25 protein-coding genes are annotated in these 23,770 nt (G+C 66.8%); 17 read left to right on the forward strand and 8 right to left on the reverse strand.

Translation table 11 applies throughout. The features are described 5' to 3' along the window. Positions 1 to 15: 15 nt before the first annotated feature. Positions 16 to 870 (forward strand): hypothetical protein, encoded by an 855-nt coding sequence (locus tag AB3G45_RS13955; protein WP_367831132.1) that lies wholly within the window; start codon positions 16 to 18, stop codon positions 868 to 870. Positions 871 to 925: 55 nt separating this feature from the next. Here the strand turns inward: AB3G45_RS13955 and AB3G45_RS13960 are convergent, their stop codons facing one another. After that, positions 926 to 2,158, reverse strand: a complete 1,233-nt coding sequence (locus AB3G45_RS13960; protein ID WP_367831133.1) for a LysR substrate-binding domain-containing protein — start codon at positions 2,156 to 2,158, stop codon at positions 926 to 928. Between the two features lie 111 nt (positions 2,159 to 2,269). On the opposite strand from AB3G45_RS13960, the gene AB3G45_RS13965 reads away from it, so the two are divergent. The 9 genes from AB3G45_RS13965 to AB3G45_RS14005 all read left to right on the forward strand — a co-directional run bounded on the left by AB3G45_RS13965 (position 2,270) and on the right by AB3G45_RS14005 (position 11,398). Continuing rightward, positions 2,270 to 3,004, forward strand: coding sequence for a PIG-L deacetylase family protein (locus AB3G45_RS13965; protein ID WP_367831134.1), 735 nt, complete (start codon positions 2,270 to 2,272; stop codon positions 3,002 to 3,004). Continuing rightward, positions 3,001 to 3,675 (forward strand): 4-carboxy-4-hydroxy-2-oxoadipate aldolase/oxaloacetate decarboxylase, encoded by a 675-nt coding sequence (locus AB3G45_RS13970; protein ID WP_367831135.1) that lies wholly within the window; start codon positions 3,001 to 3,003, stop codon positions 3,673 to 3,675. Before AB3G45_RS13965 ends, AB3G45_RS13970 begins: the two co-directional genes overlap by 4 nt. Positions 3,676 to 3,721: 46 nt before the next feature. Then, a complete protein-coding gene (locus tag AB3G45_RS13975) occupies positions 3,722 to 4,606 on the forward strand; it encodes a DUF1932 domain-containing protein (RefSeq protein WP_367831136.1) in 885 nt (294 codons plus the stop codon). A 1-nt stretch (position 4,607) separates the two neighbouring features. After that, positions 4,608 to 6,122, forward strand: a complete 1,515-nt coding sequence (locus tag AB3G45_RS13980) for a tripartite tricarboxylate transporter permease (protein WP_367831137.1) — start codon at positions 4,608 to 4,610, stop codon at positions 6,120 to 6,122. A gap of 26 nt (positions 6,123 to 6,148) precedes the next feature. Then, positions 6,149 to 7,138, forward strand: coding sequence for a tripartite tricarboxylate transporter substrate binding protein (locus tag AB3G45_RS13985; RefSeq protein WP_367831138.1), 990 nt, complete (start codon positions 6,149 to 6,151; stop codon positions 7,136 to 7,138). Then, positions 7,135 to 7,641, forward strand: coding sequence for a tripartite tricarboxylate transporter TctB family protein (locus AB3G45_RS13990; RefSeq protein ID WP_367831139.1), 507 nt, complete (start codon positions 7,135 to 7,137; stop codon positions 7,639 to 7,641). Before AB3G45_RS13985 ends, AB3G45_RS13990 begins: the two co-directional genes overlap by 4 nt. An 89-nt stretch (positions 7,642 to 7,730) precedes the next feature. After that, the gene (locus AB3G45_RS13995; protein ID WP_367831140.1) at positions 7,731 to 8,798 is read left to right on the forward strand and encodes a 4-oxalomesaconate tautomerase; all 1,068 of its coding nucleotides are present in this window, start codon (positions 7,731 to 7,733) and stop codon (positions 8,796 to 8,798) included. A 179-nt stretch (positions 8,799 to 8,977) separates the two neighbouring features. Continuing rightward, positions 8,978 to 9,811, forward strand: coding sequence for a prephenate dehydratase (locus AB3G45_RS14000; protein ID WP_367831141.1), 834 nt, complete (start codon positions 8,978 to 8,980; stop codon positions 9,809 to 9,811). Positions 9,812 to 9,955: 144 nt separating this feature from the next. Continuing rightward, positions 9,956 to 11,398, forward strand: a complete 1,443-nt coding sequence (locus AB3G45_RS14005; protein ID WP_367831142.1) for an MATE family efflux transporter — start codon at positions 9,956 to 9,958, stop codon at positions 11,396 to 11,398. On the opposite strand, the gene AB3G45_RS14010 is transcribed toward AB3G45_RS14005, so the two are convergent. Genes AB3G45_RS14010 through AB3G45_RS14025 form a run of 4 tightly spaced genes read right to left on the reverse strand, consistent with a single transcriptional unit; the run spans position 11,372 to position 16,811 of the window. Beyond that, positions 11,372 to 12,109: a helix-turn-helix domain-containing protein gene (locus AB3G45_RS14010; RefSeq protein WP_367831143.1), complete on the reverse strand. Its 738-nt coding sequence runs from the start codon at positions 12,107 to 12,109 to the stop codon at positions 11,372 to 11,374. The two genes, AB3G45_RS14005 and AB3G45_RS14010, sit on opposite strands and share 27 nt — an antisense overlap. Positions 12,110 to 12,157: 48 nt before the next feature. Continuing rightward, positions 12,158 to 13,558: a dihydrolipoyl dehydrogenase gene (lpdA, locus tag AB3G45_RS14015; RefSeq protein WP_367831144.1), complete on the reverse strand. Its 1,401-nt coding sequence runs from the start codon at positions 13,556 to 13,558 to the stop codon at positions 12,158 to 12,160. Then, positions 13,555 to 14,730: a dihydrolipoamide acetyltransferase family protein gene (locus AB3G45_RS14020; protein WP_367831145.1), complete on the reverse strand. Its 1,176-nt coding sequence runs from the start codon at positions 14,728 to 14,730 to the stop codon at positions 13,555 to 13,557. Before AB3G45_RS14020 ends, lpdA begins: the two co-directional genes overlap by 4 nt. Positions 14,731 to 14,732: 2 nt before the next feature. Next, complete coding sequence (locus AB3G45_RS14025; protein ID WP_367831146.1) at positions 14,733 to 16,811, reverse strand: transketolase C-terminal domain-containing protein; 2,079 nt, start codon at positions 16,809 to 16,811, stop codon at positions 14,733 to 14,735. A gap of 118 nt (positions 16,812 to 16,929) precedes the next feature. Between AB3G45_RS14025 and AB3G45_RS14030 the strand changes: the two genes are divergently transcribed. The 7 genes from AB3G45_RS14030 to AB3G45_RS14060 all read left to right on the forward strand — a co-directional run bounded on the left by AB3G45_RS14030 (position 16,930) and on the right by AB3G45_RS14060 (position 21,332). Further along, positions 16,930 to 17,397 (forward strand): Lrp/AsnC family transcriptional regulator, encoded by a 468-nt coding sequence (locus AB3G45_RS14030; RefSeq protein ID WP_367831147.1) that lies wholly within the window; start codon positions 16,930 to 16,932, stop codon positions 17,395 to 17,397. Between the two features lie 43 nt (positions 17,398 to 17,440). After that, positions 17,441 to 17,626, forward strand: a complete 186-nt coding sequence (locus AB3G45_RS14035; protein ID WP_367831148.1) for a hypothetical protein — start codon at positions 17,441 to 17,443, stop codon at positions 17,624 to 17,626. A 23-nt stretch (positions 17,627 to 17,649) separates the two neighbouring features. Next, positions 17,650 to 18,423 carry a transporter substrate-binding domain-containing protein gene (locus AB3G45_RS14040; RefSeq protein ID WP_367831149.1) on the forward strand — a complete coding sequence of 258 codons (774 nt, stop codon included), beginning with the start codon at positions 17,650 to 17,652 and terminating at the stop codon, positions 18,421 to 18,423. A 65-nt stretch (positions 18,424 to 18,488) separates the two neighbouring features. After that, a complete protein-coding gene (locus AB3G45_RS14045; RefSeq protein WP_367831150.1) occupies positions 18,489 to 19,109 on the forward strand; it encodes a hypothetical protein in 621 nt (206 codons plus the stop codon). After that, on the forward strand, positions 19,106 to 19,774 hold the full coding sequence (locus AB3G45_RS14050) for an ABC transporter permease (RefSeq protein ID WP_367831151.1): 669 nt from the start codon (positions 19,106 to 19,108) through the stop codon (positions 19,772 to 19,774). Before AB3G45_RS14045 ends, AB3G45_RS14050 begins: the two co-directional genes overlap by 4 nt. 11 nt (positions 19,775 to 19,785) lie before the next feature. Continuing rightward, a complete protein-coding gene (locus AB3G45_RS14055; RefSeq protein ID WP_367831152.1) occupies positions 19,786 to 20,517 on the forward strand; it encodes an ABC transporter permease in 732 nt (243 codons plus the stop codon). Positions 20,518 to 20,549: 32 nt separating this feature from the next. Continuing rightward, complete coding sequence (locus AB3G45_RS14060; protein ID WP_367831153.1) at positions 20,550 to 21,332, forward strand: amino acid ABC transporter ATP-binding protein; 783 nt, start codon at positions 20,550 to 20,552, stop codon at positions 21,330 to 21,332. Positions 21,333 to 21,406: 74 nt separating this feature from the next. Here AB3G45_RS14060 and AB3G45_RS14065 read toward each other — a convergent pair whose 3' ends face one another. The 3 genes from AB3G45_RS14065 to AB3G45_RS14075 form a co-directional block, all read right to left on the reverse strand. After that, positions 21,407 to 22,261: an ROK family protein gene (locus AB3G45_RS14065; protein ID WP_367831154.1), complete on the reverse strand. Its 855-nt coding sequence runs from the start codon at positions 22,259 to 22,261 to the stop codon at positions 21,407 to 21,409. Between the two features lie 5 nt (positions 22,262 to 22,266). After that, positions 22,267 to 22,953, reverse strand: a complete 687-nt coding sequence (locus AB3G45_RS14070; RefSeq protein WP_367831155.1) for an N-acetylmannosamine-6-phosphate 2-epimerase — start codon at positions 22,951 to 22,953, stop codon at positions 22,267 to 22,269. Between the two features lie 69 nt (positions 22,954 to 23,022). Next, on the reverse strand, positions 23,023 to 23,769 hold the full coding sequence (locus AB3G45_RS14075; protein WP_367831156.1) for a GntR family transcriptional regulator: 747 nt from the start codon (positions 23,767 to 23,769) through the stop codon (positions 23,023 to 23,025). Position 23,770: the final 1 nt, after the last annotated feature.

A 23,770-nucleotide genomic window follows, 5' to 3' on the forward strand; every position in this document is an offset into this window, starting at 1 on the left:
CTGAGAGGAGCCGTCATGATGGTCGTCCTATCGCGTGTGACCCTGCTTGCGCTTGCGCTCTTCTGGATTCTGGCCGGCCGGGCGTTTGCCGAGCCGGTGTCGTTTCCCGACCTGACGGATACGGTCGCCGGCAGGAAGGACGTGACCTTCGCGGACCTCGTCCGGCTCGTCGCGCCCGGGGCCGTCGCAAACGGCGAAGCGGCGCCTGGCGAGGGGACGATCGACGTCCGCCACATCGGCGGCGACGCATGGAGCGATCCCGGACCGGAGGTGATGAGGCTTCTGACGCTTGCGGCCGTCCCGGTGCGCTCCGGCGGCCGGGATCGAACGGTGCTGCTGCTGGACTTCGGCCCGGCGCGCGAGAGCGCCTCCGGCTTCGTCGTGCTCGCGCTCTTCGACGTCACGGGTAAGCCGAGGCTGCTCGACGCGGCCGATATCGCTTTCGACCGCTGGACAGCCTTTGCCGAACCTGTCCGGCTTCCGGTCGGGGAGGGGGACGACCTGCTGGTCACCCGGAGCACGCATTTCAATTCCAGCCAGGGCTATGCGACCACGGCCCTGATACTCCTGCGCGGCGACCGGTTCGCGCTCGTCGACAGTATCTTCACGTTCGACGACAGGGCATGCGCCTTCGAGCGCACGCAGCGGCTCGGCATCCGGCAGGGGACGGGCACGCCGTTTGCCGATATCAGGGCCACGGTGAGCGAACGCACGACGGTTTCCGCGGGACAATGCGGCGATGCGACCGTTCCGGAACCGGGAACGCGCAGCATCGCCGTGACCTATCGCTGGGATGCCGCCGGTGAGCGTTACAGTGCCGATTCGGACGCGTTCGACGTCTTGGCGCGCGAGAACGAGCGGCGTTTCTGACAGGGGGCGTGCCGTCGGCCTCGCTCCATGGACATCGGCAGCCCGAAACGCGGGCTCAGAACCCGGGTCGATGGGGCTGCAATCGCAATTGCTCCAGAAAGCGGGACTGCAGCCCGCTCGGCAGCCAGTTTTCGCGCATGGTGATGCCGATCGTCCGCGTGCCGAGGCGGTGGCGCACGTCGTCTGCGATCGGCACGCATTTCAACAGGCCCTCCCGTTCCTCGATCGCGATCTGCCGGCGGGAAAGCATGGAGAGGCGGTCGCTCTCCAGGATGATGGCGCGCGTGAGGACGAGGGAACTCGTCTCGATGCTGGCGCGCGGAGCAACGGGACATTTCTCGAACAGGGCGTCGAATGCGGCGCGGATGGGCGTTCCCGGCCGCTGCGCCACCCATTCCTGTCCGGCAAGGTCGTCGAGCGAGGCGGCCGCGTCGCGCGCCACAAGCGGATGGCCGGGCCGGCCGACGATAGCATAGGGATCGTTGAACAGCGCCTCCGTCCTCAGGCCGGCAAGATCGCTCCCCGAGCGCAGCGCGCCGATGAGGATGTCGCTCGCCCCGATGCGCAATTGCTGGGAGAGGAGGTCGTAGGAGCCGTCGGCGATCTCGATCCGGGCATTCGGATGGGCCGCCAGCAGCGGGTTGATCGCGCGGGCGAGCAGCAGGGTGCGGGCAAGCGGCAGGCTGGCGATCTTGATGCGCCCCTCCATGCGGCCTTCGAGCTCCCGCAATTCGTCGACCGCCTGTTCGAGTTCGGTCAGGGCGACGCGCCACCGCATGGCAAGCCGGTGCCCGACCGCGTTCGGCGCCACGCCGCTCGGGCCGCGCATGAGGATCGCCTTGCCGACATTCGCCTGCAATTCATGCAGGACCCGGTGCAGCGCCGCCGGCGAGCCGCCGCCGCTGCGGGCGGCTTCCGTTATGGAGCTGCTGCCGGAAAGCGCGATCAGCGCCTCGATCTGGCGAAAGCCGATGCGGGCCAGCGTCTTGGACATCAGGGCCGGGTCGCGCTGGAAGCCGGCGCCGAGCGCCTGGCCGAGCGCGGCGGCGAGTTGGTCGTCCATGCGGCGCAGCCGGGCGAGAAGCACCGCGCCGGCCGAAGTCGGCTGGCTGCCGGCGGCATAGCGTTCGAGGAGTTTTGCGCCGAAGCGCGCCTCGATGCCGGCCAGCGCCACGGTGACGGAGGGCTGGGAGACGTTCAGTTCCGCGGCGGCGCGGTTGAGGCTGCCCGTCTCGCAGACCTGCATGAAGGCGCGCAGATGGCGAAGGTTCAGGCCGGTGGCGATCATGGGGGTTCCCAAAACGGATTCGCAAAAAGCTATAACGGGGTGCAGCTTTCGTATTAGCACCGGACACCCGATCGGTGCCAGTGTCCCCTCGAAAATGTGAGGAGCATGGACATGCAGAACAAGACCGGACTCGTCGTCAGCGCTCATTCGGCGGATTTTGTCTGGAGGGCCGGCGGCGCGATCGCGGCGCATGCGCGGCAGGGCTACGACGTCACGGTCGTCTGCCTGTCGTTCGGGGAAAGGGGGGAATCGGCGAAGCTCTGGCGCAAGCCCGGCATGACGCTTGAGGCCGTGAAGGCGGACCGCCGCCGCGAGGCGGAAAACGCGGCCCGGGCGCTCGGCGTCCACGAGATCCAGTTCTACGATCTCGGCGACTACCCCATGCAGGTCACGCCGGAGGCCTTCGACCGGCTGGTCGACCTCTATCGGGCGCTCCGCCCGGAATTCATGCTGACGCATTCCCGGCAGGACCCGTACAATTTCGACCATCCGATGGCGACCGAGTTCGCCCAGCATGCGCGGGTCATCGCGCAGGCCCATGGCCACAAGCCCGAAGTCCCGGTGCTCGGCGCGCCGCCCGTCTATCTCTTCGAGCCGCACCAGCCCGAACAATGCAACTGGAAGCCCAATTTCCTTCTCGACATCAGCGCGGACTGGGAGAAGAAGCTGGCGGCGATCAAGTGCATGGAAGGGCAGGAACATCTCTGGGAATATTATACCCGCGTCGCCCTCCAGCGCGGCGTGCAGGCCTCGCGCAATTCCGACCACAAGATCGTCCACGGCGAGGCCTATGAGGCGGTGTTCCCGCATGTGACGGGCACGCTCGGCCATGGAGCCCTGGCATGAGCGTCGTCTATCGCAACATCGAACGGGCACCGCTCGCTATCGTAGACGGCCTTGCCGAATGCGGCGCGGCGACGGTGCACGAAGCCATGGGGCGCGTCGGCCTGATGCGCTCCCACATGCGTCCCGTCTGGCGCGGCGCGCGGATCGCCGGCACGGCCGTGACGGTCTCGATCCCGCCGGCGGACAACTGGATGATCCATGTCGCCGTGGAGCAGTGCCGGGAGGGCGACATTCTCGTCGTCGCCCCGACCTCGCTATGCGATGCCGGCTATTTCGGCGAACTGCTCGCCACGTCGCTCAAGGCGCGCGGCGTGCGCGGCCTGGTGATCGAGGCCGGCGTTCGCGACGTCGCGGAGCTTGAGACGATGGGCTTTCCCGTCTGGTCGCGTTTCGTGTCCGCGCAGGGCACGGTCAAGGCGACGCTCGGTTCCGTCAACGTTCCGATCGTCTGCGCCGGCGCCGCGATCGCGCCCGGCGACGTCATCGTCGCCGATGACGACGGGGTGATGGTCGTGCAGAAGGCGGAGGCGGAGAAGGCGCTTCAGGCCTCGCGGGCGCGGCTCGACAAGGAGCAGCAGACCCGCGCACGGCTCGCCGCCGGCGAACTCGGCCTCGATATCTACAAGATGCGCGAGGCGCTGGCCGCCAAGGGGTTGACTTACATCGATTGATCGAAGCCGGGAAAGGGGGAGGACCTTTTTCCGCAAGGGAGGACGAATGACCACGATTGCTTTCATCGGCTTCGGCGAGGCGGCGCAGTCCATCGCCGGCGGCCTTGCCGGCCGCAATGCGGCAAGGCTCGCCGCCTACGACCTGCGCTTTGCCGATCCCGCGGTGTCCGCCGGCCTGCGCGAGAGGGCCGCGCAGCGCGGCGTGGAACCGCTCGGCGACATCGCCGGCATCGCCGCGGCGGACGTCATCCTGTCGCTCGTCGTGGGCTCGGCGACGCGGGCCGTGGCGGCCTCGGCTGCGCCGCACCTTTCGGACCGGGCGATCTTCATCGATCTCAACTCCGTCGGCCCCGACACCAAGGCGCTCGCCGCCGGGGAAATCGCGACCGGCAGGGGAAGCTTCGTCGAAGGGGCCGTCATGGCCCGTGTCCCGCCCTATGCGGAGAAGGTGCCGATCCTCGTCGCCGGCGCGCGGGCGGGCGAGGCGGCCGAGCGGCTGAACGCGCTCGGCATGAACCTGGAGGTCGTCGGGGACGTGCCCGGCCAGGCCTCGTCGCTGAAGATGATCCGCTCGGTGATGATCAAGGGTGTGGAGGCGCTTTTGATCGAGGCGCTCTCCTCGGCCGAGCGTGCGGGCGTGACCGAGCGCATCCTCGATTCCGTGCAGGAGACCTTTCCCGGGCTCGACTGGCGGCAGGTGGCCGACTACTACCTGTCGCGAACCTTCGAGCATGGCGCGCGCCGCGTGACCGAGATGACCGAGGCGGCCGAGACGATCGAATCGCTCGGCCTCGAAGCCTCCATGTCGCGGGCCGCCTGCAGGACCATCGCTGCCGCCCACGCGGCGATGAAGGACCAGGGCCTAGCCGTGGCCGACGGATATCGCGGTTTCGTGCCGGTGATGGCACGCCGCATGGCAAAGGATCTGTGAGATGGACGGTATTCTCCAGTCGCTCGGCGTCATCTTCAGCCTTTCGGGCCTCGCCGCGCTCGTTGCCGGTGCCCTGCTCGGCATCGTCATCGGCGCGCTGCCGGGCCTCGGCCCGTCGATCGGGCTGAGCCTTCTCATCCCCTTCACCTACAATCTCGGCCCCGAGCTGAGCATGCTGATGATGATCTCGCTCTACACCTCGGCCGAATATGGCGGGTCGATCAGCGCGATCCTGCTTTCGACGCCCGGAACGGCGGCGGCGGCCGCCACCGCCATCGACGGCTATGCCATGGCGCGCAAGGGCAGGGCCAACGAGGCGATCTCGATCTCGCTGACCGCCTCGACCGTCGGCGGCGTCTTCGGCGGGCTGGCGCTCCTGCTTCTGGCCATGCCGCTCGCCTCGCTCGCCCTGAAGTTCGGCCCGGCGGGTTATTTCGCCGTCGGCGTCTTCGGCCTCAGCTCGGTCGCGGCGCTTTCCGGCGGCTCGCTGGTAAAGGGCCTCGTCTGCGCGGCCTTCGGGCTCGCGCTCGCGACGATCGGCATCGATCCCATCGCCGGCACGCCGCGCTTCACCTTCGGCCTGTTCGAGCTTTACGAGGGCGTTCCGTTCCTTGCCGCGCTCATCGGCCTCTTCGCCGTCTCCGAAGCCCTCGTCATGATCGAAAGCCGGGTGATCGCGGCGCCGCCGATCAAGGACAAGGTCGGCCATGTCTTCATGTCCATGGCGCTGTGGAAGGAGACCTGGCGCTCCATGCTGTCGGGCTCGGTCATCGGCACGCTGCTCGGCATCCTGCCCGGCGTCGGCGGCAACATCGCCTGCTGGGTGGCACGGGACTATGCCCGGGCGCGCGATCCGCATCCGGAGGAGTACGGCCACGGCTCGGCCAACGGCATCGCGGCCCCGGAAGCCTCCAACAACGCGACGGTCGGCGGTGCGCTCGTCCCGCTGCTCGCCCTCGGCGTGCCGGGCTCGCCCACCACCGCCATCATGGTCGGCGCGCTGATCATGCACGGCCTGCATCCGGGCCCCCAGCTCTTCACCGAGGCGCCCTCGCTGGTCTATTCGATCCTCTTCGGCACGATCATCGCGTCGCTGGTGCAATATGCCGCGGGCTCGCTGTTCCTGCCCCTGATGGCGCGGGTGATGCGCCTGCCCGATGCGGTGATCGCCGTCGGCATCATGGCCTTTGCCGTCCTCGGCGCCTTCGCCATTCGCAACCTGATGTTCGACGTCTACCTGATGCTCGGCTTCGGCGTCGTCGGCTATCTCATGAAGAAGCTGCGCTTCCCGGTCGCACCGATCATCCTTGCCATGGTGCTCGGCTATCTCGTGGAATCGAACTACCGGACCGCGCTGGTGTCTTCGCAGGGCGACTATACGATTTTCATCACCGATCCCGTCAGCCTGCTGTTCCTCGTCCTCAGCCTCGTCAGCCTGCTGACGCCGGTGTGGCGCTGGGTCCAGGCACGCCGCATGCGCCGGCCCGACGAAACGGTGAACGGCGCGGCGCGCTAGACAGCCTATCAACTGGAGGAGAAGACATGACGATCAACAGAAGAACATTCGGCACACGCATGGCGGGTGCGGCCCTGGGACTGGCGCTCGCGCTGTCGAGCGTCGCGCTGCCGGCCCCTGCCGCGGCGGCCGGTTTTCCGGAAAAGTCCGTGACGCTCGTGGTCTGGGCGGGTGCCGGAGGGGCGCTCGACACCTATGGCCGCAAGCTCGCCGAACTCCTGGAAAAGGAAGCGGGCTGGAGCGTGAAGGTCGACAACCGGCCTGGCGGCAGCGGCGCCGTCGGCGTCTCGCAGATCATGACCCAGCCGGCCGACGGCTACAACATCCTCGTCTTCACGGGAACGCTGACCTTCGGCATCGCCCAGGGCCTCATTCCCTTCGAGCTCAAGGACTTCCGCATGCTGCGCGCCATGCAGTCGGAGCCGTCCTCGCTGGCCGTCCTGTCCGACAGCCCCTACACGTCGGTCGACGACTTCGTGAAACACATGAAGGAAAATCCGAGCGGGCTGAAGGTCGGCGGCCACGCGCCCGGCGGCTTCCACCAGTACATGCTCTACCAGCTGATGAAGGCGGGCGGCTTCGAGAGCGGCTGGATCCCGCATGACGCATCCGGCAAGGTCACGCTCGCCCTGCTCGGCAAGCATATCGATGCCGCGATGATGACGCCGTCGACCGGCCTGGCGCAGGTCAAGAACGGCGACATCAAGCTGCTCGGCATCTCCACCGACACGCGCAGCGACTTCCTGCCCGACGTGCCGACCTTCAAGGAACTCGGCTACGACATCGAGGGCGCGGTCTGGCGCGGCATCGCCGTGAAGGCGGGAACGCCGGACGACGTCGTCGGCACGATCCAGGCCGCGGTGGACAAGGTCACGGCCTCCGAGGACTGGAAGAAGTTCCAGACCGAGCAGTTCCAGGACAGCCCCGACTGGAACGAGGAGGAGTTCACCAAGCGTGCTGAAAGCGATCTCGCCAACCAGCTCGAATTCCTGAAAGCGAATGGATACGCCCAATGACCAACCAGGCTTCGGCTGTTCCGGGCTCGAACCTCTCCCCCGCATCGGGGGGAGAGGCGCCCCGCCGGCACTTCCGGCAGAACCTCGTGGCGGCCTGCATCTGCCTGGCGTGGAATGCCGGCTTTCTCGCCATGAGCCTCGCGCTTCCGGCCGGTCATTCGCGCGGCGATGTCGGGCCGGGCTCGCTGCCCATGGAAGTGTCCGGCTTCGGCCTCGTCGTCTCGGCGGTCTATCTCGTGCAGGTGCTGCGCGGCACCGATCTCGGCGGGTCGAGCGAGACGATCGACGTGGCGCGCGTGGCCGGCCTGCTCGGCCTCTTCGTCGCGGTGGTGCTCAGTGCGAACTGGATGGGGCTTGCCCTTTGCCTCGGCGTCGGCACGGGCGTGGCGACGCTGCTCTTTCCCGGCGAGAAGCCGCTGGTGCGGGCGGTCGCGACGGGCGCCGGCTTCTGGCTGATCGCCTGGGGACTGTTCGGCAAGCTGCTGGAGCTGCCGCTTCCCTGACCGGACGCGCTCCGGATTTACCACAATCCTCGACGTCGGAGCGGCACCGCTCCGGCCGCATATACCCCTGACGGATAGGAGTGACGGACATGACGGCGGATGGCATCCCCTGCATGATGATGAGAGGCGGCACGTCGAAGGGGGCCTATTTCCTCGCCGACGACCTGCCGCCGGACCCGGCGGAGCGCGACCGGCTCCTCCTGCGCGTCATGGGCTCGCCCGACCCCCGCCAGATCGACGGCATCGGCGGGGCGGATCCCCTGACCAGCAAGGTCGCGGTGGTGCGGGCCTCGGCGCGGCCGGGTTTCGACGTGGATTTCCTGTTCCTGCAGGTCTTCGTCGACCAGGCGCTCGTCAGCGACAGCCAGAACTGCGGCAACATCCTCGCCGGTGTCGGCGCCTTCGCCGTCGAGCGCGGGCTGGTGCCGGCCGGGGAGGGCGAGACCGCCATCCGCATCTACATGGAGAACACGGCGCAATCCGCCGTGGCGCGCATCCGCACGAAGGACGGCCGGCCCGTCTATGCCGGCGAGGCGCGCATCGACGGCGTGCCCGGCACCTCGGCGCCCGTCTACCTCGCCTTCACGGATGCCGCGGGTTCGAGCTGCGGTGCCCTGCTGCCGACCGGTTCGGCCGCAACGCAGATCGACGGCGTCACCTGTACGCTGATCGACAACGGCATGCCGGTCGTCGTGATGCGCGCTGCGGATTTCGGCCTCACGGGCTATGAGAGCCGCGCGGAACTGGAGGCGAACGAGGCCGCGAAGGCGCGCATCGAGCGCATCCGGCTTGCCGCCGGCCCCCTGATGAATCTCGGCGACGTGACGAGCAAGTCCGTGCCCAAGATGACGCTCGTCGCTTCCCCGACAGGGGGCGGCGCCATCATGACGCGCAGCTTCATTCCCCACCGCGTGCATGCGTCCATCGGGGTCTTCGGCGCGCTCAGCGTGGCGACGGCCTGCATGTTCCCCGAAAGCCCCGCCGCCGCCCTCGCGAGGCTTCCGGAAGGAGACGCCAAGACCGTCGCCGTTGAGCATCCGACCGGCAACATGGAAATCCTCCTGCGGCTCGACGCAAGCGCGCCGGGCGGCCTCGGGGAGTGCTCCTTCCTGCGCACAGCGCGCAAGCTCTTCGACGGCCGGGTGTTCGTGGACTAGGTTCCCACGCGGGAAGCGTGACGGCGTCCGGGATGAAGAAGGTCCCGTTCCGCGCGGACGGTGCCCGCCCGCCGTGCCGGAATTTCATGACAGTAAAATTTTTTCGGTGCGATTGAAGCGCGCGCACGGCTTGGATAACCCTTTCGCAGGCAATGATGCCGAGAAGACAGGGTTCATGCATGGACGCCACCATCGAGCCGCCGGCGATAGCGGACATCACGGGCATCGAGACCGTCGGCTATATCGGGCCGGAAGGGACATGGACGCACCAGGCGGCGCTGGATCTCTTCCGCGGCGGCGTCAGGCTGCTGCCCTTCACGGAAGGCCTGTTCGAGGCCTATGCGGCGGGCGCGGTCGACGCGATATGCGTTCCGGTCACCACGTCGCTGGTGGGCGCGACGCCCTATCTCGACAATGTCCTGGCGCTGGGCGATGTGAAAATCATCGCGGAATATCCGAAAATCCTCAGCTACAGCCTGATCGCCGGCAAGGAGGCGACGTTCGCCTCGATCCGCACGGTCATGGGACATTCCGTTGCCCTCGATGAGGTCGGTGCATGGATCGACGCGAACATGCCGAATGTCGAGCGCGAGGTCCGCGCCGGCGCGACGGCCTATGTCGCCGAGCAGAATTCCCCCTTGCTCGCCGCCTTCGGGCCGGGGCTGGGCGCCCGGCTCTTCGATCTTAAGGAACTGCGCACGGGCATAGAAGAGGGGCTTCACAACGTCACGCGATGGTGGGTCCTCGCAAGGGCGACGCCCGCGCCGACGGGCCACGACCGGACGACGCTCCACCTGCGGGCGGACGAAGGGGCGCTGCATGCGATCCTCGCCGCTCTCGTCCGGGAGGGCCTGACCCTTCTCAACATCTACGAGCGGCCGACCGGCGAACGCCTCGACGCCCATCAGTATGTCATCGACGTGGAAGGCCACGTCGTCTCCCACCCCGCCATCGCCCGGCTTGCGAGTGCGGAGGGCTTGAGAGTGCTGGGCTCCTATCCGCGGCGATACTAGAGTTTGTCAGGGAAAAGTGGGAACCGGTTTTCCCTGACAAACGAAAACAAAGAAACCTGGAGTCTATCTGGTTCAGAATGAACCTGACAGTCTCCAGAGGGCGCGTTTCGCCCCGGCGTCACGCCGAATGCGGATTGAAATACCATGAATGCTCGATCGCCCGTTCCCGTGCCGTCGTGGCCTGCCGAGTTCAGGTCGACATTGGCGCTGTCCTGGCCGCTGATCCTCGGCCAGGTGTCCCAGCGGCTGATCGTGATCGTCAACGTCGTCATGATGGGGCACCTCGGAGCCCGGGAGCTGGCGGCGGGAACGCTGGCCTTGGCCGTGGTCAATCCGCTGATGCTGTGTTTCGGTGGCGTTCTGACGGCCGTGGCGCCGCTGACCGCACAGGCCATCGGGTCCGGCGACACGTCCGGCGGGCGCGTCTATTTCCAGCAGGGGCTTTGGCTCTGCGCCCTTCTCTCGGCGGTTTCGGTGCCGCTGCTTTACCATGCCGACGCCGCGCTGGCTTTCCTTCGGCAGGATGCGGGCCTCGTGCCCGTTGCCGGCCAGTACGCGGCGACCCTGTGCCTGGTGCTGCCCTCGTACATGCTGACGCTCGTGGCGCGAAACTTCCTTGCCGCGCACGGCCTGACGCATTTCGCGCTGGCGACGCTGATCGCGGGCGCTGCGCTGAACTTCGTGCTCTGCTCTTTCATCGTCGCGGATTTTTGGGGGCTCGCCGGGCTGGGGCTGCCCGGGATCGGCTATGCGACGGCGATCTCGAATGCCGCCGTCGCGGTGGTGCTCATGCTGTATATCGCGCTCAGTCCCCGGATGGCCTCGGTATCGGCATACAGCGGCGCGGTGCGCCTCGACACGGCAGCCTTGAAGGCGCTCGCCTGGATCGGCTTTCCGATCGGCGGGGCGATCCTGCTCGAAGTCGCGTTCTTCAGCGCCAGTTCGCTGCTGATGGGGCATCAGGGCGAGACGGTGCTTGCCGCCTACGCCTTGTCCGGGCAGTTGAACGGCCTCGCATTCGCGATTCCGACGGGAATCGGCATTGCGGCGATGGTGCGGGTCGGGTGGGCCTATGGCGCGGGGAGCCTTGCCGCCGTCACGCGCGCGTGCCTTTCCGCCATCGCCCTCGGGCTGGTTATCGCGGCAGGCGTGGGGCTGCTCTATGCCCTGTTTCCGGTCGCCTTCATCTCGCTGTTCCTCGACAGGACGCTGCCGGAAAACCAGCCGGTCGTCGCGACGGCGATCGTCTTCCTCCATATCGTCGCGGTCATGCAGATCTTCGATGCGCTGCAGGGGATCGTTTCGCATGTCCTTCGCGGACTGTCGGATACCGTCGTTCCGCTGCTGCTGGTTCTGATGGGCTACTGGGCCTTCGGTTTCCCGGCGTCGCTGGTGCTGGCCAATGTCGCGGGCCTCGGCGGAAACGGCGTCTATCTCGGCCTGTCGATCGGCGTCGCCATCGTCTCCGTCGTCCTGACCGCAAGGCTCGCGCAGCGGCTCGCCGGGCTGCGGACCGGCACGGCGGGTGGGATGCCGGGGCCGGCGGCGACCCCGGCCGTGTCAGGCACGGAGATTGAAAACCACTGAGAGGTATTTCACGGGGGTCTCGATCAGCCGCTCGTGGCCGTGGATGGAATTCGCGTCGAAGACCATCGTGTCGCCCGGCCGCAACTCCACGATCGCGTCGGCATAGCGATAGACCATGGAGCCTTGCAGGATATACATGAACTCGATCCCCGTGTGCTGGAAGCCGGGGCTGGTGCTCGATTCGCTGCTCAAGGTGACGAGATAGGGTTCGACATATTTCTCGCCGGACAGGAGGTGGCCGAGAAGCTCGTAGTCCAGGCCGATCTTGGAGCCGCGCCGATGGACCGAGATGCCTTTCCCGGCGCGGACGAGCGAATAGTCCGCGCGCTGCTCGTGGCTTGCGAACAGGCGGGCGACGGGAACCTTCAGGGCGTTGGAAATGGCCACGAGCGTCGCAAAGGACGGCGTCGTCGAGCCCCGCTCGATCTTGGACAGCATGCCGTTCGACAGGCCCGCGGCCTCGGCGAGCTGGTTTGCCGCCATGCTGAGGCTCAGGCGCAGGCTCTTGATCTCCTTCCCGACCGCGATCGCCAGCGTCTCGCCGCCTGGACCACGCGCTGCGGCCGCGCGCGGCGGGGGCGTCGTTTCCTCGACCTCGTCATGCGAGGCCGGGCGGATCATCATCGAGAGGGCGCCGCGCTTGACGCGCTTGCCCTCTACGACCTTCTTCTTCGGATCGTGCACAGGTTTGGGGCTCCAGTTCGCGCTCATTGTAGAACCTTTTCGCTGCCGGAGACAGGGTCGCCCGGCCCGGTCGCATCAGGCGTGGATCGGACGCCCCCTTATCCCCATGGCCGCTTCCTTGATCGCCTCGCTGTGCGTGGGGTGGGCGTGGCAGGTATAGGCGACGTCTTCCGCCGTCGCGCCGAATTCCATGGCCTGGGCGATCTGGGCGATCATCGTTCCCGCAAGGGAAGCGACGATATGTGCGCCGAGGATCACGTCGGTCTTCTCGTCGGCGATGATCTTCACGAAGCCGTCGGTCTCGCGGTTCGCCTTGGCCCGGCCGTTTGCGGCCATCGGGAACGTCGAGACACGGAACGGGCGTCGGGCGGCCTTTGCCGCTTCCTCCGTCAGCCCGACGCCGGCGGCCTCGGGATCGGTGTAGACGACCGCCGGGACGATGCTGTGACTAACGGCGCGCGGGATGCCTGCGAGGCGTTCGGCAAGGGCGATACCCTCATCCTCGGCGCGATGGGCCAGCATCGGACCCTTCGTGACGTCTCCGATCGCGTAGATGCCGCTCGCCGCGGTCTTCGCCGCATGATCGACCGGTATGAAGCCCCGTTCGTCGGTCTCGATGCCGGCGGCTCCCAGGCGGAGCCCGGTCGTGTTCGGCCGGCGCCCGGTCGCGACCAGCACCGTGTCCGCCGGGATCGTTTCCAGCGCACCGCCGGTTTCAAGCGTGACCGTCGCGGACGCACCGTTCCGTTCGACCGCCCGCACCTGAACGGAGGCCCGGATATCGAGGCCCTGCCTGCGCAGGAGCTGCCGCATCTGGGTACGGACGTCGCGGTCCATGCCGGGAAGGATATCGTCGAGATATTCGAGGACGACGACCTGCGAGCCGAGCCGGCTCCAGACCGAGCCCAGTTCCAGGCCGATGACGCCGCCGCCGATCACGACCATCTTCCCCGGAACGCCCTTCAACGCCAAGGCCCCGGTAGAATCGACGACGACACCGCCCGCGTTGTCGACCTCGACGGAGGGAAAGGGCGAGGGGTCGGAGCCCGTCGCGATCACGATGGACCTTGCCGTGAATTCCCTGCCGGCGATCGACACGCGGTCCGGTCCTGAAAACGTCGCCCGTCCGTGCAGCCGCTGGACCTTGTGCTTCCCGAAGAGGAAGTCGATGCCCCTCGTCAGGCCGTGCACGGTTTCATCCTTCGCGGCCATCATCCTTGAAAGGTCGAGCGACACGTTCTCAGCAGCGATGCCGTAGCTCGACCAGTCGCCGCGGGCCATTGCGTGATAGTGGCGGGAGGCCGTCAGCAGCGCCTTGGAGGGGATGCAGCCGACGTTGAGGCAGGTGCCGCCGAGGGTGTCGCGCGCATCGACGCAGGCGGTCGCAAGGCCGAGCTGCGCCGCGCGGATCGCGCAGGCATAGCCGCCCGGGCCGCCGCCGATGACGAGCACGTCGAAATCAAACGTCGCCGTCATCGGGGCCAGGTCTCCAGCGTTTTCACGAAATCGCCGAGCCAGGCGTTCGTCTGGTGGCCGTCGAGCGCGCGGTGGTCGATGGTCAGGGACACATAGGCCATCGGCCGGATCTGGATCGTGTCGACCCCGTCCACCTCGCGGACCACGACCCGCTTTTCCAGCTTGCCCACGCCGAGTATGGCCGACTGCGGCTGGTTGATGATGATCGGCGCGGCCAGAAGAGAGCCGGAAACGCCGTGGTTGGAGATCGTGAAGGTGCCGCCTTTCAGGTCCTCCGCCTTCAGCCTGTTGCCGCGGGCGCGGGCCGTCATGTCCTGCACGCGCGCCGCAATGCCCTGGAGCGAGAGGTTCTGCGCCCCGCGGAGCACCGGCACCACCAGCCCCTTGTCGCCCAGCGCGGTGCCGATCCCGATATTGACGTCGCCGAAGATCTCCAGGCTGTCGGCGTGCCACCGGCTGTTGACCTCGGGGACGACCCGCATCGCCGCGACAGAGGCCGCCACGATATAGGCCGTATAGGACAGGTTGACGCCTTCCGCCTTCATGAGGGCCTTGTGGGCATCCCGGTGGCGCATGATCGCCGTGAAATCCGCTTCGAAGACGGCGGTCACCTGGGGCGCGGTCGCAAGCGAGCGATGCATGTGGTCGGCAATGGCGAGGCGCATGGCCGTATGCGGGACCTTTCGCGAAAGATCGCCCTGGGCCGAGGGGATCGATGCCGTGGCGACCGGAGCGGAGCCCGAGGAACCGGTCTCCTGTTCATGCGCAAGGTCCATATCCGCCCGCGTGACGCGGCCGCCTTTTCCGGTGCCGCTGACCGTGGAAGGGGCGATGCCGTATTCGGCCGCGGCGCGGCGCACCGCCGGCGAGTAGTGCACGCCGGCTTGATCGGGGAGGGACTGTTCTGCGGGCATGGGACGAGCGGGTTCCTCTTGGGCGGACATGCGGCCGAGTATCGAACCCGGCGCCGCGTCGTCGCCATTGCGCATGCCGATTTCGGTCAGGATGCCGTCGCAGGGTGCGGGAACCTCCTGGGTGACCTTGTCGGTTTCCAGTTCGACAAGCGCGTCGCCCTCGGCGACCCTGTCTCCCACCTGCTTCAGCCAGTTCCGGACGACGGCTTTGGTGCCCTCCTGCTCGATTGGCGCCAGGATATCGATCGTCGTGTCCATGCTCAAAACTCCAGGAGTGCGGCGATCCGCTCGGCGATGCGTTCCACGGACGGAACCGCCCAATCCAGGAGGACCGGATTATGCGGGCTTGGAATATCGGGCATGGTCAGGCGGGAGACGGGGGCGTCGAGGTCCATGAATGCCTCGTCGGCCACGACGGCCGCAATTTCGGCACCGAAGCCGGCGGAGCCGAGATCCTCGTGCACGATGAGGCATCGGCGGGTCTTTCTGACCGAGGACAGGACGGCCTCCCGATCCCAGGGCATGAGCGTCCTCAGGTCGATCACGTCGGCCGAGATGCCTTCGGCCGCGTCTTCGCATCGCTGGACCATGGCGCCCCAGGTCACGATGGTGATGTCCTTGCCGGTGCGCGTGAATTTCGCCTTGCCGAAGGGAAGCGTAAAATTGTCGCCGGGATAGGGCCGGCGTGCCCAGGCGTGGTCGAGCATCGCGCGATGCTCGAAGAAGATCACGGGGTCGTTGCCGCGCAGCGCCGTGCGCAGCAGGCCGACGGCGTCTTCCGCATTGGAGGGGACCGCGACCTTCCAGCCGGGCTGGTGGACGAAGGCGACCTCGTTCGTCTGGCTGTGCCAGGGATCGCCGCATTTGAAGAAGCCGCCCGGCATGCGCACCACGATCGGGGCGGCGAAGCGGTTGTTCGTCCGCCAGCGGATGGTGCCGCAATCGTTGATCTGCTCGGTGGCGGGCTCGGCATATTTGCGAAACTGGATTTCGGGCACCGGCACCAGGCCGGCCAGCGCCATGCCGACGGCGCGGCCGATGATGCCTTCCTCCGACAGGGAGGTGTCGAAGACCCGTCCGACGCCGAACTTCTCCTGAAGGCCGAGCGTCACGGCGTGAACGCCGCCCTTCGGGCCGATATCCTCCCCGAAGACGACGACGCGCTCGTTCATCGACAGTTCATGCTCGAGGGTCTTGCGGATCGCCGTGACCATGTTCATCCGTGCGCCCGAAGGCTGGGGAATCTCCGTGCCGGCGGGGGCGACATAGCCGTCGCGATGCTGGCCGCCCATGGCCTGCATCGCGCCGCTGTAGAAGACGTTGTCGGTCACCGTGGCGGGATCGGCCACCGGGCGGGCCTCGGCGGCCTGCCGGGCAAGCTCCGCATCGTCGTGCGCCTTCTGGCGGGCGTCGTCCCATTCCCCGGCGGTCATGACGGCGGGCACGAGGAATTCGCGGAGGCGCGGCAGGGGGTCGCGGTCCCATTCCTGCCGGACGAGGTCCTCGCTCTTGTAGGCCTGCGTGTCCTGGAAGCTGTGGCCCTGAAGGCGCGGAACGGTCAGGCGCAGCAGGGCGGGCTTGCGCATGTCGCGCACGAACGCCACGGCCTCCCGGATCAGCCGCGCGGCGGCGGCGGGATCGCAGCCGTCTCCATCGAAAATCCGCAGGCCCTGCCAGCTCGCCAGGTTGGCGGCGATGTTCCCGCCGGGCGTCTGGACCGTCGACGGCACGGAGATCCCGAAGCCGTTGTCCTCGATATAGAACAGCATGGGAAGCGCCTGGGTCGTGGCCGCGGTGATGGCCGCCCAGAAGCCGTTCGACGCGACCGATCCGTCGCCGCCGAGCACGACGCCGATATCGCGGGCATAGTCCGCGCGTCCGAGCGTATCGGCGTAATATTTCATGGCCTGCGCCCAGCCGGCGGTCGGCGTGTACTGCGCGCCGACGCCGCCGCACATCGGCAAAGCCGACGCGCCGGAGCGGTTCGGGTAGTTGAAGACCACGCCGATGTCGCGCCCGTCCGAATAGCCGCCGGCGCGTCCCATCGCGGAACCCAGCGCATCGGCCGGATCGACGCCGAGGGACAGGAGGAGGGGCCGCGACCGGTAGTAGCCGCAGGTCGCATCGTGCGCGCCGGTCAGTTGCATCCCCAAGAGGATCTGCGCCATATCGTGGCCGCGGGCCGAAAACTGATAGAGCACCTTCTTCTCCGGCACGAGACGGCTTTCCTCCATCTCGTCCAGTGTGCGCGACAGGTGCAGCACGTAGGCAAGCCGCCGCCAGTCGATCTTGTCATCGGGTGCGTTCCGCTCGCGGCCCTTCACGACAACCTGGTCCATGAGATCCTCCCAAAATCACTGGGATCAGTGTACCGGGTTGCCGCGCGATTTTCCTTTCAATCTTTGCGCCTGCGCCCTAGGATATGAAATGGACATTTCATCTTTGCGAGGAAATTGAATGGAACAGGTCGCCCTCGATGGTGTCGACAAAGCGATCCTGCGCGCGTTGCAGGAGGAGGGCGATATCAGCCAGGCCCGGCTGGCCGAGAGGGTCGGGGCATCGGCGGCCTCCTGCTGGCGGCGGATCGCCAAGCTCGAACAGGCCGGCGTGCTGGGCAAGACCGTCCGCCTCGTGGACCCCGACGCGGTGGGGAAGGGGCTGAACGTCTTCTGCCAGGTCAGGATGAAATCGCACGATCCCGCTGCGCGGCACGATTTCGAACTGTTCATCAACAGCCATCGCGAAGTGCTCGAATGCTATTCGATGTCGGGGGAGTGGGACTACCTAATCCGGGCGGTGGTGGGGGACGTGCGGGAATATGAAACGCTCCTCATGAGGGGTATCCTCACGCATGACGCCGTCCTGACGTCGTCGTCCCACTTCGCGCTGAAGGCGGTGAAATACACGACCGCGCTTCCCACCTGACCCACGCCGCCGCCGCAAGGCGCAGGTGGAAACGGCAGGGCCGATGCGCATTGCGGCCCTGTTTGCACGGGCAGGCGAGGTCTCAATACTTTTACAAGATATTGAATATAAATATTTTTATCGCTTTCTCCATTCTTCCTTCGATCAGGCCCTGTTTCCTGAGATGAAAATATTTGCAGCAGAATTGACCCGCCGGCTCTCTTTGCGAACAATCGTGGCAGCTCAATGAAGGGCCACAAAAGGGGAACGGAAATGATCGAATTTCGAAAGCTGAAGTCAGTCCTGGCGATATCCGTCGTCGCATTCGGCGCCCTGTCGACGGCCGCCCTGGCGCGGGACCTGCGCATCGCCACCGAAGGAACCTACGCGCCCTGGAGCTTCGTCGACGAGCAGGGCACGCTCACCGGCTGGGACGTCGACATCGCCAATGCGCTCTGCGAGGAAATGAAGGTCAAGTGCGAGGTCGTCGCCCAGGAATGGGACGGCATCATCCCGGGCCTCAATGCGAAGAAATACGACATGATCGTCGCGAGCATGACGGTCACCGAGAAGCGCAAGCAGCAGGTCGCCTTCTCGAAGAAGTACAAGAACACCACCAGCCAGTTCGTCGCCGAGAAGGGAACCTATCCCGATACCTCGCCCGAAGCGCTCAAGGGCAAGCGTATCGGCGTTCAGCGCGGCAGCAGCCAGGACGGCTTCCTGACCGACACCTACAAGGATTCCGAGATCGTTCGCTACGACAAGACGACCGATCCGGAGATGGATCTGATGGCCGGCCGCGTCGATCTCATGATCGCCAACCGCGTGACGTCCCTCGTCAACTTCCTCACGCGCCCGGAAGCGGCCAATTACGAACTGGTCGGCGAGGAATATTCCGGCGGCGTCCTGGGGGAGGGCAACGCGATCGCGCTGCGCAAGGACGACACCGAACTGCTCGGCCAGGTCAACAGCGCGCTCGATGCGATCATGGCGAACGGCACCTATGACAAGATCACGTCGAAATACTTCAAGTTCAAGCTGATGTGAGCACGGCCACGTTTTTGCGAAGCGGCGACCAGGGCGCCGCTTCATTTCCTCCCAAAAGGTGCTCCATGATCACTTTCGCCACCTTCGGCCCGAAAGGGACGAACCACGAACGCGTGACCGGCGAATACATTCGCTTTCACGGTATCGAGAATGCCCGGATCGAACTGGTCCCCAATTTCGAGCACGCGACCCGGGGGCTCCTGAACGGCAACTTCGATTTCGTCGTCCAGTGCGCCGTCCATCCCGAAACGCCGGAGACCATGGGGAGCCATTTCCACCGGATGTTCGCGGTGGATTCCTTCATTTCGCGCAGCAAGGAGCTTGCCATCCTGACGCGAAAGGAAGTGGAGACGCCACGGACGATCGGCCTCCTGGCGCCCGCAACCGAAAGCTACATCGAGCCGGACAGGTGGGAAACGCTGATCCCCGGCGTCTCGCTGCCGATCATCTTCGACAACCTGCTTAACGGCGCCTATGATTCCGCGCTGGTCTACCTGGAATACGCCGCCCAGTTCCCGGATCGCGTGCGGGTCGATGCGATCCTCGGATCCCCCGACGACGTGTGGATCGTCTATGGTCGGGAGCGGACGTCCGGTGGAAAGCTCCAGGCGTCGCGCGATGCCCCGATCCGCCGTCTCCTCAGGGAGAAGGGCGCAAAATTCCGGGGAGAGAAGGAGGCGGTATGACGATCTTCTCAGGCTACGGGGTGCAACTGCTGAACGGCGCTGTCATCAGCATCGCCGTGACGGTTGCCGCCTTGTTCGTCGGCACCATCCTCGGTGTCTTCCTCGGCTCGGTGAAGACATATGCCAGCCGGCCCTTTCGCTACCTTGTCGAGGCCTATACGGCGATCGTGCGCGGTGTTCCCGACCTCATCGTCATCTACCTGATCTATTTCGGCAGCACGGTCGCCCTGACGAAGCTCACCGGCGACTATGTCGACGTGAACGGCTTCACGGCGGGCGTCTGCGCGCTCGCCTTCATCTTCGGCGCCTATGCGAGCGATATTTTCCGCGGCGCCATCCGCCAGGTTCCCCGCGGGCAGACCGAGGCGGCCATGGCGCTCGGGCTCAGCCGCCGGGTCTGCTTTCGCAAGGTCGTGATGCCCCAGGCGTGGCGGCTGGCGCTCCCCGGCTACGGCAACCTGTCCATCATCCTCCTGAAGCAGACGTCGCTGATCTCCGTCATCGGGCTGGAGGAGCTCTTGCGCGCCTCCTCCGTGGTTTCGGGCGCGACCCGGGAGCCGTTCTACGTCTACAGCGCGGCGGCGGCCATCTATCTCGTCCTGACGGGCGTTGCGTCGCTTGGGCTGCGATTTGCCCGCAAACGCGCCGATCGCGGTTTTGCCTGAGGGAGGCCGAAATGCTTGATTTCCAACTGATGTCCGATGCCTTTCCCCGGCTGATCGAGGGGGTCGGCGTGACGGGCAAGCTTGCCGTCCTGATCCTGATCCTCGGCATGGTCCTCGCGATCCCGATCGCCTATGCCCGCAACGCCCGCTCGAAATACCTTCATGGCCCGGCGAACGCCTACATCCTGGTGATCCGGGGCATTCCCTCGCTCCTCCAGGTGTTCCTCGTCTATTACGGCATGAGCCAGCTGGACGTCGTCCGGCACTCGGCGCTCTGGCCGATCCTGCGCGATCCGTTCTGGTGCGTGATCATCGCCCTCGGCCTGAACTCCGCCGCCTACACCGCCGAGATCATCTCCGGGGCGCTGCGCCTGATCGCCAAGGGGCCGGTCGAGGCCGCCTATGCGCTGGGCCTCTCCTGGTTCCAGACCCAGCGCAAGGTGACGATCCCGCTTGCGGTGCGGGCCGCGCTGCCGGCCTACGAGAACGAGATCATCCTGACGGTCAAGGCGACGTCGCTCGCCAGCACCGTGACGCTGATGGACCTGACCGGCGTCGCCCGCCTCGAAGTCTCGAACACCTACGCGCCCTACGAGATCTTCCTGACGGCCGGCGCGATCTATTTCTGCATCACGACGACGCTTTCCTGGCTGTTGCGGCGGCTCGAGCAGCGACTTTCCATTGAAAACCTGAAGACGCCTGCGAGCACGCCCCTGCAGAACGCGCAAGCTGCCCACGCCTGAGGGGCATGGGTAAAACCCATACGGAGATCACCATGGCCCTTCACGCAAACGGATCGGCAGCCCTTTCGGGCGAGCCGGATCGATTCGGGGAAATTCACATCCGCAACGTCGGCAAGCGGTTCGGGTCGTTCCAGGCCCTGAACAATGTCAACCTCTGCGTTCGAGCCGGGGAAAAGCTCGTCGTCTGCGGCCCCTCCGGTTCCGGCAAGTCGACGCTCATCCGCTGCATGAACGGCATCGAACGCCACGACAGCGGCACCATCGCCGTCAACGGCGTCCCGCTCGACAAGGCGACCGCGAACCGCGACCGGATCCGCCGGGAGGTGGGGATGGTCTTTCAGAGCTTCAACCTCTTCCCCCACATGAACGTCCTGGAGAACTGTCTCCTTGCGCCGATGTCGGTGAAGGGCATGGCGCGCGAGGAGGCCAAGAGCATCGCCATGCATTTCCTGGGACGGGTCAGGATCGCCGAGCAGGCGCTGAAATATCCCTCGCAGCTTTCCGGCGGGCAGCAGCAGCGCGTGGCCATCGCCCGCGCCATGTGCATGAAGCCGAAGATCCTTCTGCTCGACGAGCCCACCTCGGCGCTCGACCCGGAAACGGTCAAGGAGGTGCTCGACACCATGGTCGGCCTCGCCCAGGACGGCATGACGATGGTCTGCGTCACCCACGAGATGGGTTTTGCGAAGGAGGTCGCGGACCGCGTCGTCTTCATGGATTGCGGCGCCATCGTGGAGGAGGCCTCGCCGGCGGAGTTTTTCGGTAATCCGAAAACCCCGCGGGCCCGGGACTTCCTGTCCCAGGTCCTCCGCTAGGGTCATTTCCAGCCGAAGCGGGATCGGTTCGACGTCGGGCAAGGCGGCAAGAGGCCGTGTTCCCGTTCCCCCGGCTAGGTCCGACGTCTTGCGAGATCCGCGATCCCGACGACGCCGGCCTTTTCGGCGAGCGCGGCGGGATGGAGCTGCGGCGTGAGCCGGGGCGGCAGGCCCTGAAGGTCCCGGCGGACGGATTGGAGATAGCCGGGCGCCAGGCCGATGCCGCCGCCGATGACGATGCGGGCGGGATCGAGCGCGAGCTGGATGTTGCCGCACAGAAGCGCGGTCTCGCGCGCCGAGGCCCGGATGACGGCCTCCGCCCAACCCTGGCCGGCGGCCGCTGCCGCAAAGACGTCGCGCGCGGTGGCGTCCGGTTTGTGCGGCGCGGCCTGCGCGGCGATCCATTGGCCGGAAACCCTGTCCTCCAGCACCCGGCCTTCCTCGCCGAGGCTGCGGAACTGGCCGAAATGGCCGGCGAGGCCGCCGAGCAGGCGGCCGTTGACGACGATGCCGCCGCCGATGACGGTCGAGACCGTCAGGAAGACGAGGTCGTGGCCCTGGCCGGCGCCGAAGGCATATTCGCCCCAGGCGGCGGCCTGCGCGTCGTTGGTCGCCAGAACCCGGTCGACGGCGGAAAGCCGGGCGACCGATGCCACGAGCGGAAAGCGGTCGGGGATATCGAGGGTCCGGCGGTTGAGCGGCGACCAGCAGCCCTCGTCGACAATACCGGTGACGGCGACGCCTACGGTGTCGTAGCGTCCCCTCCAGCCGACGATCGCCGTGAAGAGGGCGGCAAGCCAGGCCTCGGGATCGCCGCCGCGCGGGGTCGGCATGGTGTGCGCCTCGATCACCGCGTCTTCCCGCACCAGCGCCGCAAGCATCTTGGTGCCGCCGATATCGAGAGCGAGGACGGTGTCGGGACGGCGCATGGCTATCAGGCTCCCGTAGCCGCGATGGCGTCGTCGAGCGCGGCGCGGAACCAGGAGGTGACATATTCCGGCCGCGTGATGGCGGAGCCGACGACGACCATGGACGCCCCGGCGATCAGCGCCTGCCGGGCCTGCGCCGGCGTGCGGATATTGCCTTCCGCGACGACATGCGGCGTCAGGCGGCGCATGGCGGCGACGAGGGCGAGGTCGGGCTCGGTGGGCTCGACCGGTCCGGTATAGCCGGCGAGCGTCGAGCCGACCACGTCGGCGCCCTCGAAGAGCGCCCGCTCGGCATCCGGCAGGATGGAACAGTCGGCCATGGCGATGCGGCCGTGCGCAAGGATGCGCTCGACCAGTATGCGGGTCGAAACGGGGCGCGGGCGCTGCGTGGCGTCATAGGCGATGATGTCCGCGCCGGCATTCGCCAGCGCGTCGACATCCTCGATGAAGGGGGTGATGCGCACGGGGCTGTCGTCGAGGTCGCGCTTTACGAGGCCGATGATCGGCCGGTCGCTCGCCGCGCGGACGGCCGCGACATAGTCCGCCGATTCGATGCGCAGGGCGGCAGCGCCCCCGTCCAGCGCCGCCAGCGCGAAGCCGACGACCATCTCCGCCCTGTCCATGGCGCCGCCCTTCACGGGCTGGCAGGATACGATCAGACCCTTGTCGAAGGCTTTGAAATCAAGCGGCACCGGCTATCTCCTGTCATCGGCAGGATGGTAGCAAAACAGGGCCAGATGGCAACAGGCTTTAAACTGGTATTATCGCGTCAGCTCGATGACGAAGTCGTAGACGTCGCCGCGATACTTGGTCTGGGTGAACTCGACGATCTGCCCGTCGGCAAGGAAGCACCGGCGTTCCATGATGAGGAGCGAGGCGTCGTCGGGGGCGGCCAGCAGGCGTCGCTCCTCCGGCGTTGCGGGTCTTGCCTGCATGCGCTGGAGCGCGCGCACCGGCAGCGCGCCGGTGATTTCGAGATAGTCGTAGAGCGAATCCCCGATGGCCTGCGGTTCGGGCACGAAGCGGGCGGGCAGGGTGGCCGTCTCGACGGCGATCGGCACGCCGTCGGCGGTGCGCAGGCGCCGCAGCCGCACGACCCTTTCGCTGCCGGAAATGCCGAGCGCCATCATCTCGACCGGTGAAGGCCTTGACGTTTCTCGGGAAATCCAGACGCAGCCGGGATTGAGCTCGCGCGAGCGCATGTCCTCGGAAAAGCTGGTCATCGTGGCCAGCGACTTCTCAAGGCGGGAGGAGACCACCGTCTTGGCGCCTTGCCGGCGTTCGAGGATGCCGTCCGAGGTGAGGCCGTCGATGGCCTTGCGTACCGTCACGCGCGAAAGGCCGAGCGCCTGGCTCAGCACCCGCTCGCTGGGAATGACGGCGCCGCGCTTGATATGCGCGGCGGCGACGGCCTGCTTCAGGGCCGCTTCCAGCCGTCTATAGAGCGGCTCGGCGCTGGGCGCGGAAAGCTCGCCGGCGAGGAAGGCGAGGATCGGCCGATCGGTCATG

Origin of the sequence: Shinella sp. S4-D37, from assembly GCF_040812195.1 — a bacterium.
Taxonomy (GTDB): domain Bacteria; phylum Pseudomonadota; class Alphaproteobacteria; order Rhizobiales; family Rhizobiaceae; genus Shinella.

Excerpts from the sequence above, each read along its gene's own strand:
- AB3G45_RS13965 (WP_367831134.1), top strand. The coding sequence starts at position 2,270 with ATGCAGAACAAGACCGGACTCGTCGTCAGCGCTCATTCGGCGGATTTT.
- AB3G45_RS14035 (WP_367831148.1), top strand. The coding sequence starts at position 17,441 with ATGCGCATTGCGGCCCTGTTTGCACGGGCAGGCGAGGTCTCAATACTT.
- AB3G45_RS14065 (WP_367831154.1), bottom strand. The coding sequence starts at position 22,261 with ATGCGCCGTCCCGACACCGTCCTCGCTCTCGATATCGGCGGCACCAAG.
- AB3G45_RS13990 (WP_367831139.1), top strand. The coding sequence starts at position 7,135 with ATGACCAACCAGGCTTCGGCTGTTCCGGGCTCGAACCTCTCCCCCGCA.
- AB3G45_RS14045 (WP_367831150.1), top strand. The coding sequence starts at position 18,489 with ATGATCACTTTCGCCACCTTCGGCCCGAAAGGGACGAACCACGAACGC.
- AB3G45_RS13985 (WP_367831138.1), top strand. The coding sequence starts at position 6,149 with ATGACGATCAACAGAAGAACATTCGGCACACGCATGGCGGGTGCGGCC.
- AB3G45_RS14000 (WP_367831141.1), top strand. The coding sequence starts at position 8,978 with ATGGACGCCACCATCGAGCCGCCGGCGATAGCGGACATCACGGGCATC.
- AB3G45_RS13960 (WP_367831133.1), bottom strand. The coding sequence starts at position 2,158 with ATGATCGCCACCGGCCTGAACCTTCGCCATCTGCGCGCCTTCATGCAG.
- AB3G45_RS13995 (WP_367831140.1), top strand. The coding sequence starts at position 7,731 with ATGACGGCGGATGGCATCCCCTGCATGATGATGAGAGGCGGCACGTCG.
- AB3G45_RS14025 (WP_367831146.1), bottom strand. The coding sequence starts at position 16,811 with ATGGACCAGGTTGTCGTGAAGGGCCGCGAGCGGAACGCACCCGATGAC.
- AB3G45_RS13970 (WP_367831135.1), top strand. The coding sequence starts at position 3,001 with ATGAGCGTCGTCTATCGCAACATCGAACGGGCACCGCTCGCTATCGTA.
- AB3G45_RS14075 (WP_367831156.1), bottom strand. The coding sequence starts at position 23,769 with ATGACCGATCGGCCGATCCTCGCCTTCCTCGCCGGCGAGCTTTCCGCG.
- AB3G45_RS14060 (WP_367831153.1), top strand. The coding sequence starts at position 20,550 with ATGGCCCTTCACGCAAACGGATCGGCAGCCCTTTCGGGCGAGCCGGAT.
- AB3G45_RS14050 (WP_367831151.1), top strand. The coding sequence starts at position 19,106 with ATGACGATCTTCTCAGGCTACGGGGTGCAACTGCTGAACGGCGCTGTC.
- AB3G45_RS14020 (WP_367831145.1), bottom strand. The coding sequence starts at position 14,730 with ATGGACACGACGATCGATATCCTGGCGCCAATCGAGCAGGAGGGCACC.
- AB3G45_RS14040 (WP_367831149.1), top strand. The coding sequence starts at position 17,650 with ATGATCGAATTTCGAAAGCTGAAGTCAGTCCTGGCGATATCCGTCGTC.
- lpdA (WP_367831144.1), bottom strand. The coding sequence starts at position 13,558 with ATGACGGCGACGTTTGATTTCGACGTGCTCGTCATCGGCGGCGGCCCG.
- AB3G45_RS14005 (WP_367831142.1), top strand. The coding sequence starts at position 9,956 with ATGAATGCTCGATCGCCCGTTCCCGTGCCGTCGTGGCCTGCCGAGTTC.
- AB3G45_RS13955 (WP_367831132.1), top strand. The coding sequence starts at position 16 with ATGATGGTCGTCCTATCGCGTGTGACCCTGCTTGCGCTTGCGCTCTTC.
- AB3G45_RS14030 (WP_367831147.1), top strand. The coding sequence starts at position 16,930 with ATGGAACAGGTCGCCCTCGATGGTGTCGACAAAGCGATCCTGCGCGCG.
- AB3G45_RS13980 (WP_367831137.1), top strand. The coding sequence starts at position 4,608 with ATGGACGGTATTCTCCAGTCGCTCGGCGTCATCTTCAGCCTTTCGGGC.
- AB3G45_RS13975 (WP_367831136.1), top strand. The coding sequence starts at position 3,722 with ATGACCACGATTGCTTTCATCGGCTTCGGCGAGGCGGCGCAGTCCATC.
- AB3G45_RS14055 (WP_367831152.1), top strand. The coding sequence starts at position 19,786 with ATGCTTGATTTCCAACTGATGTCCGATGCCTTTCCCCGGCTGATCGAG.
- AB3G45_RS14010 (WP_367831143.1), bottom strand. The coding sequence starts at position 12,109 with ATGAGCGCGAACTGGAGCCCCAAACCTGTGCACGATCCGAAGAAGAAG.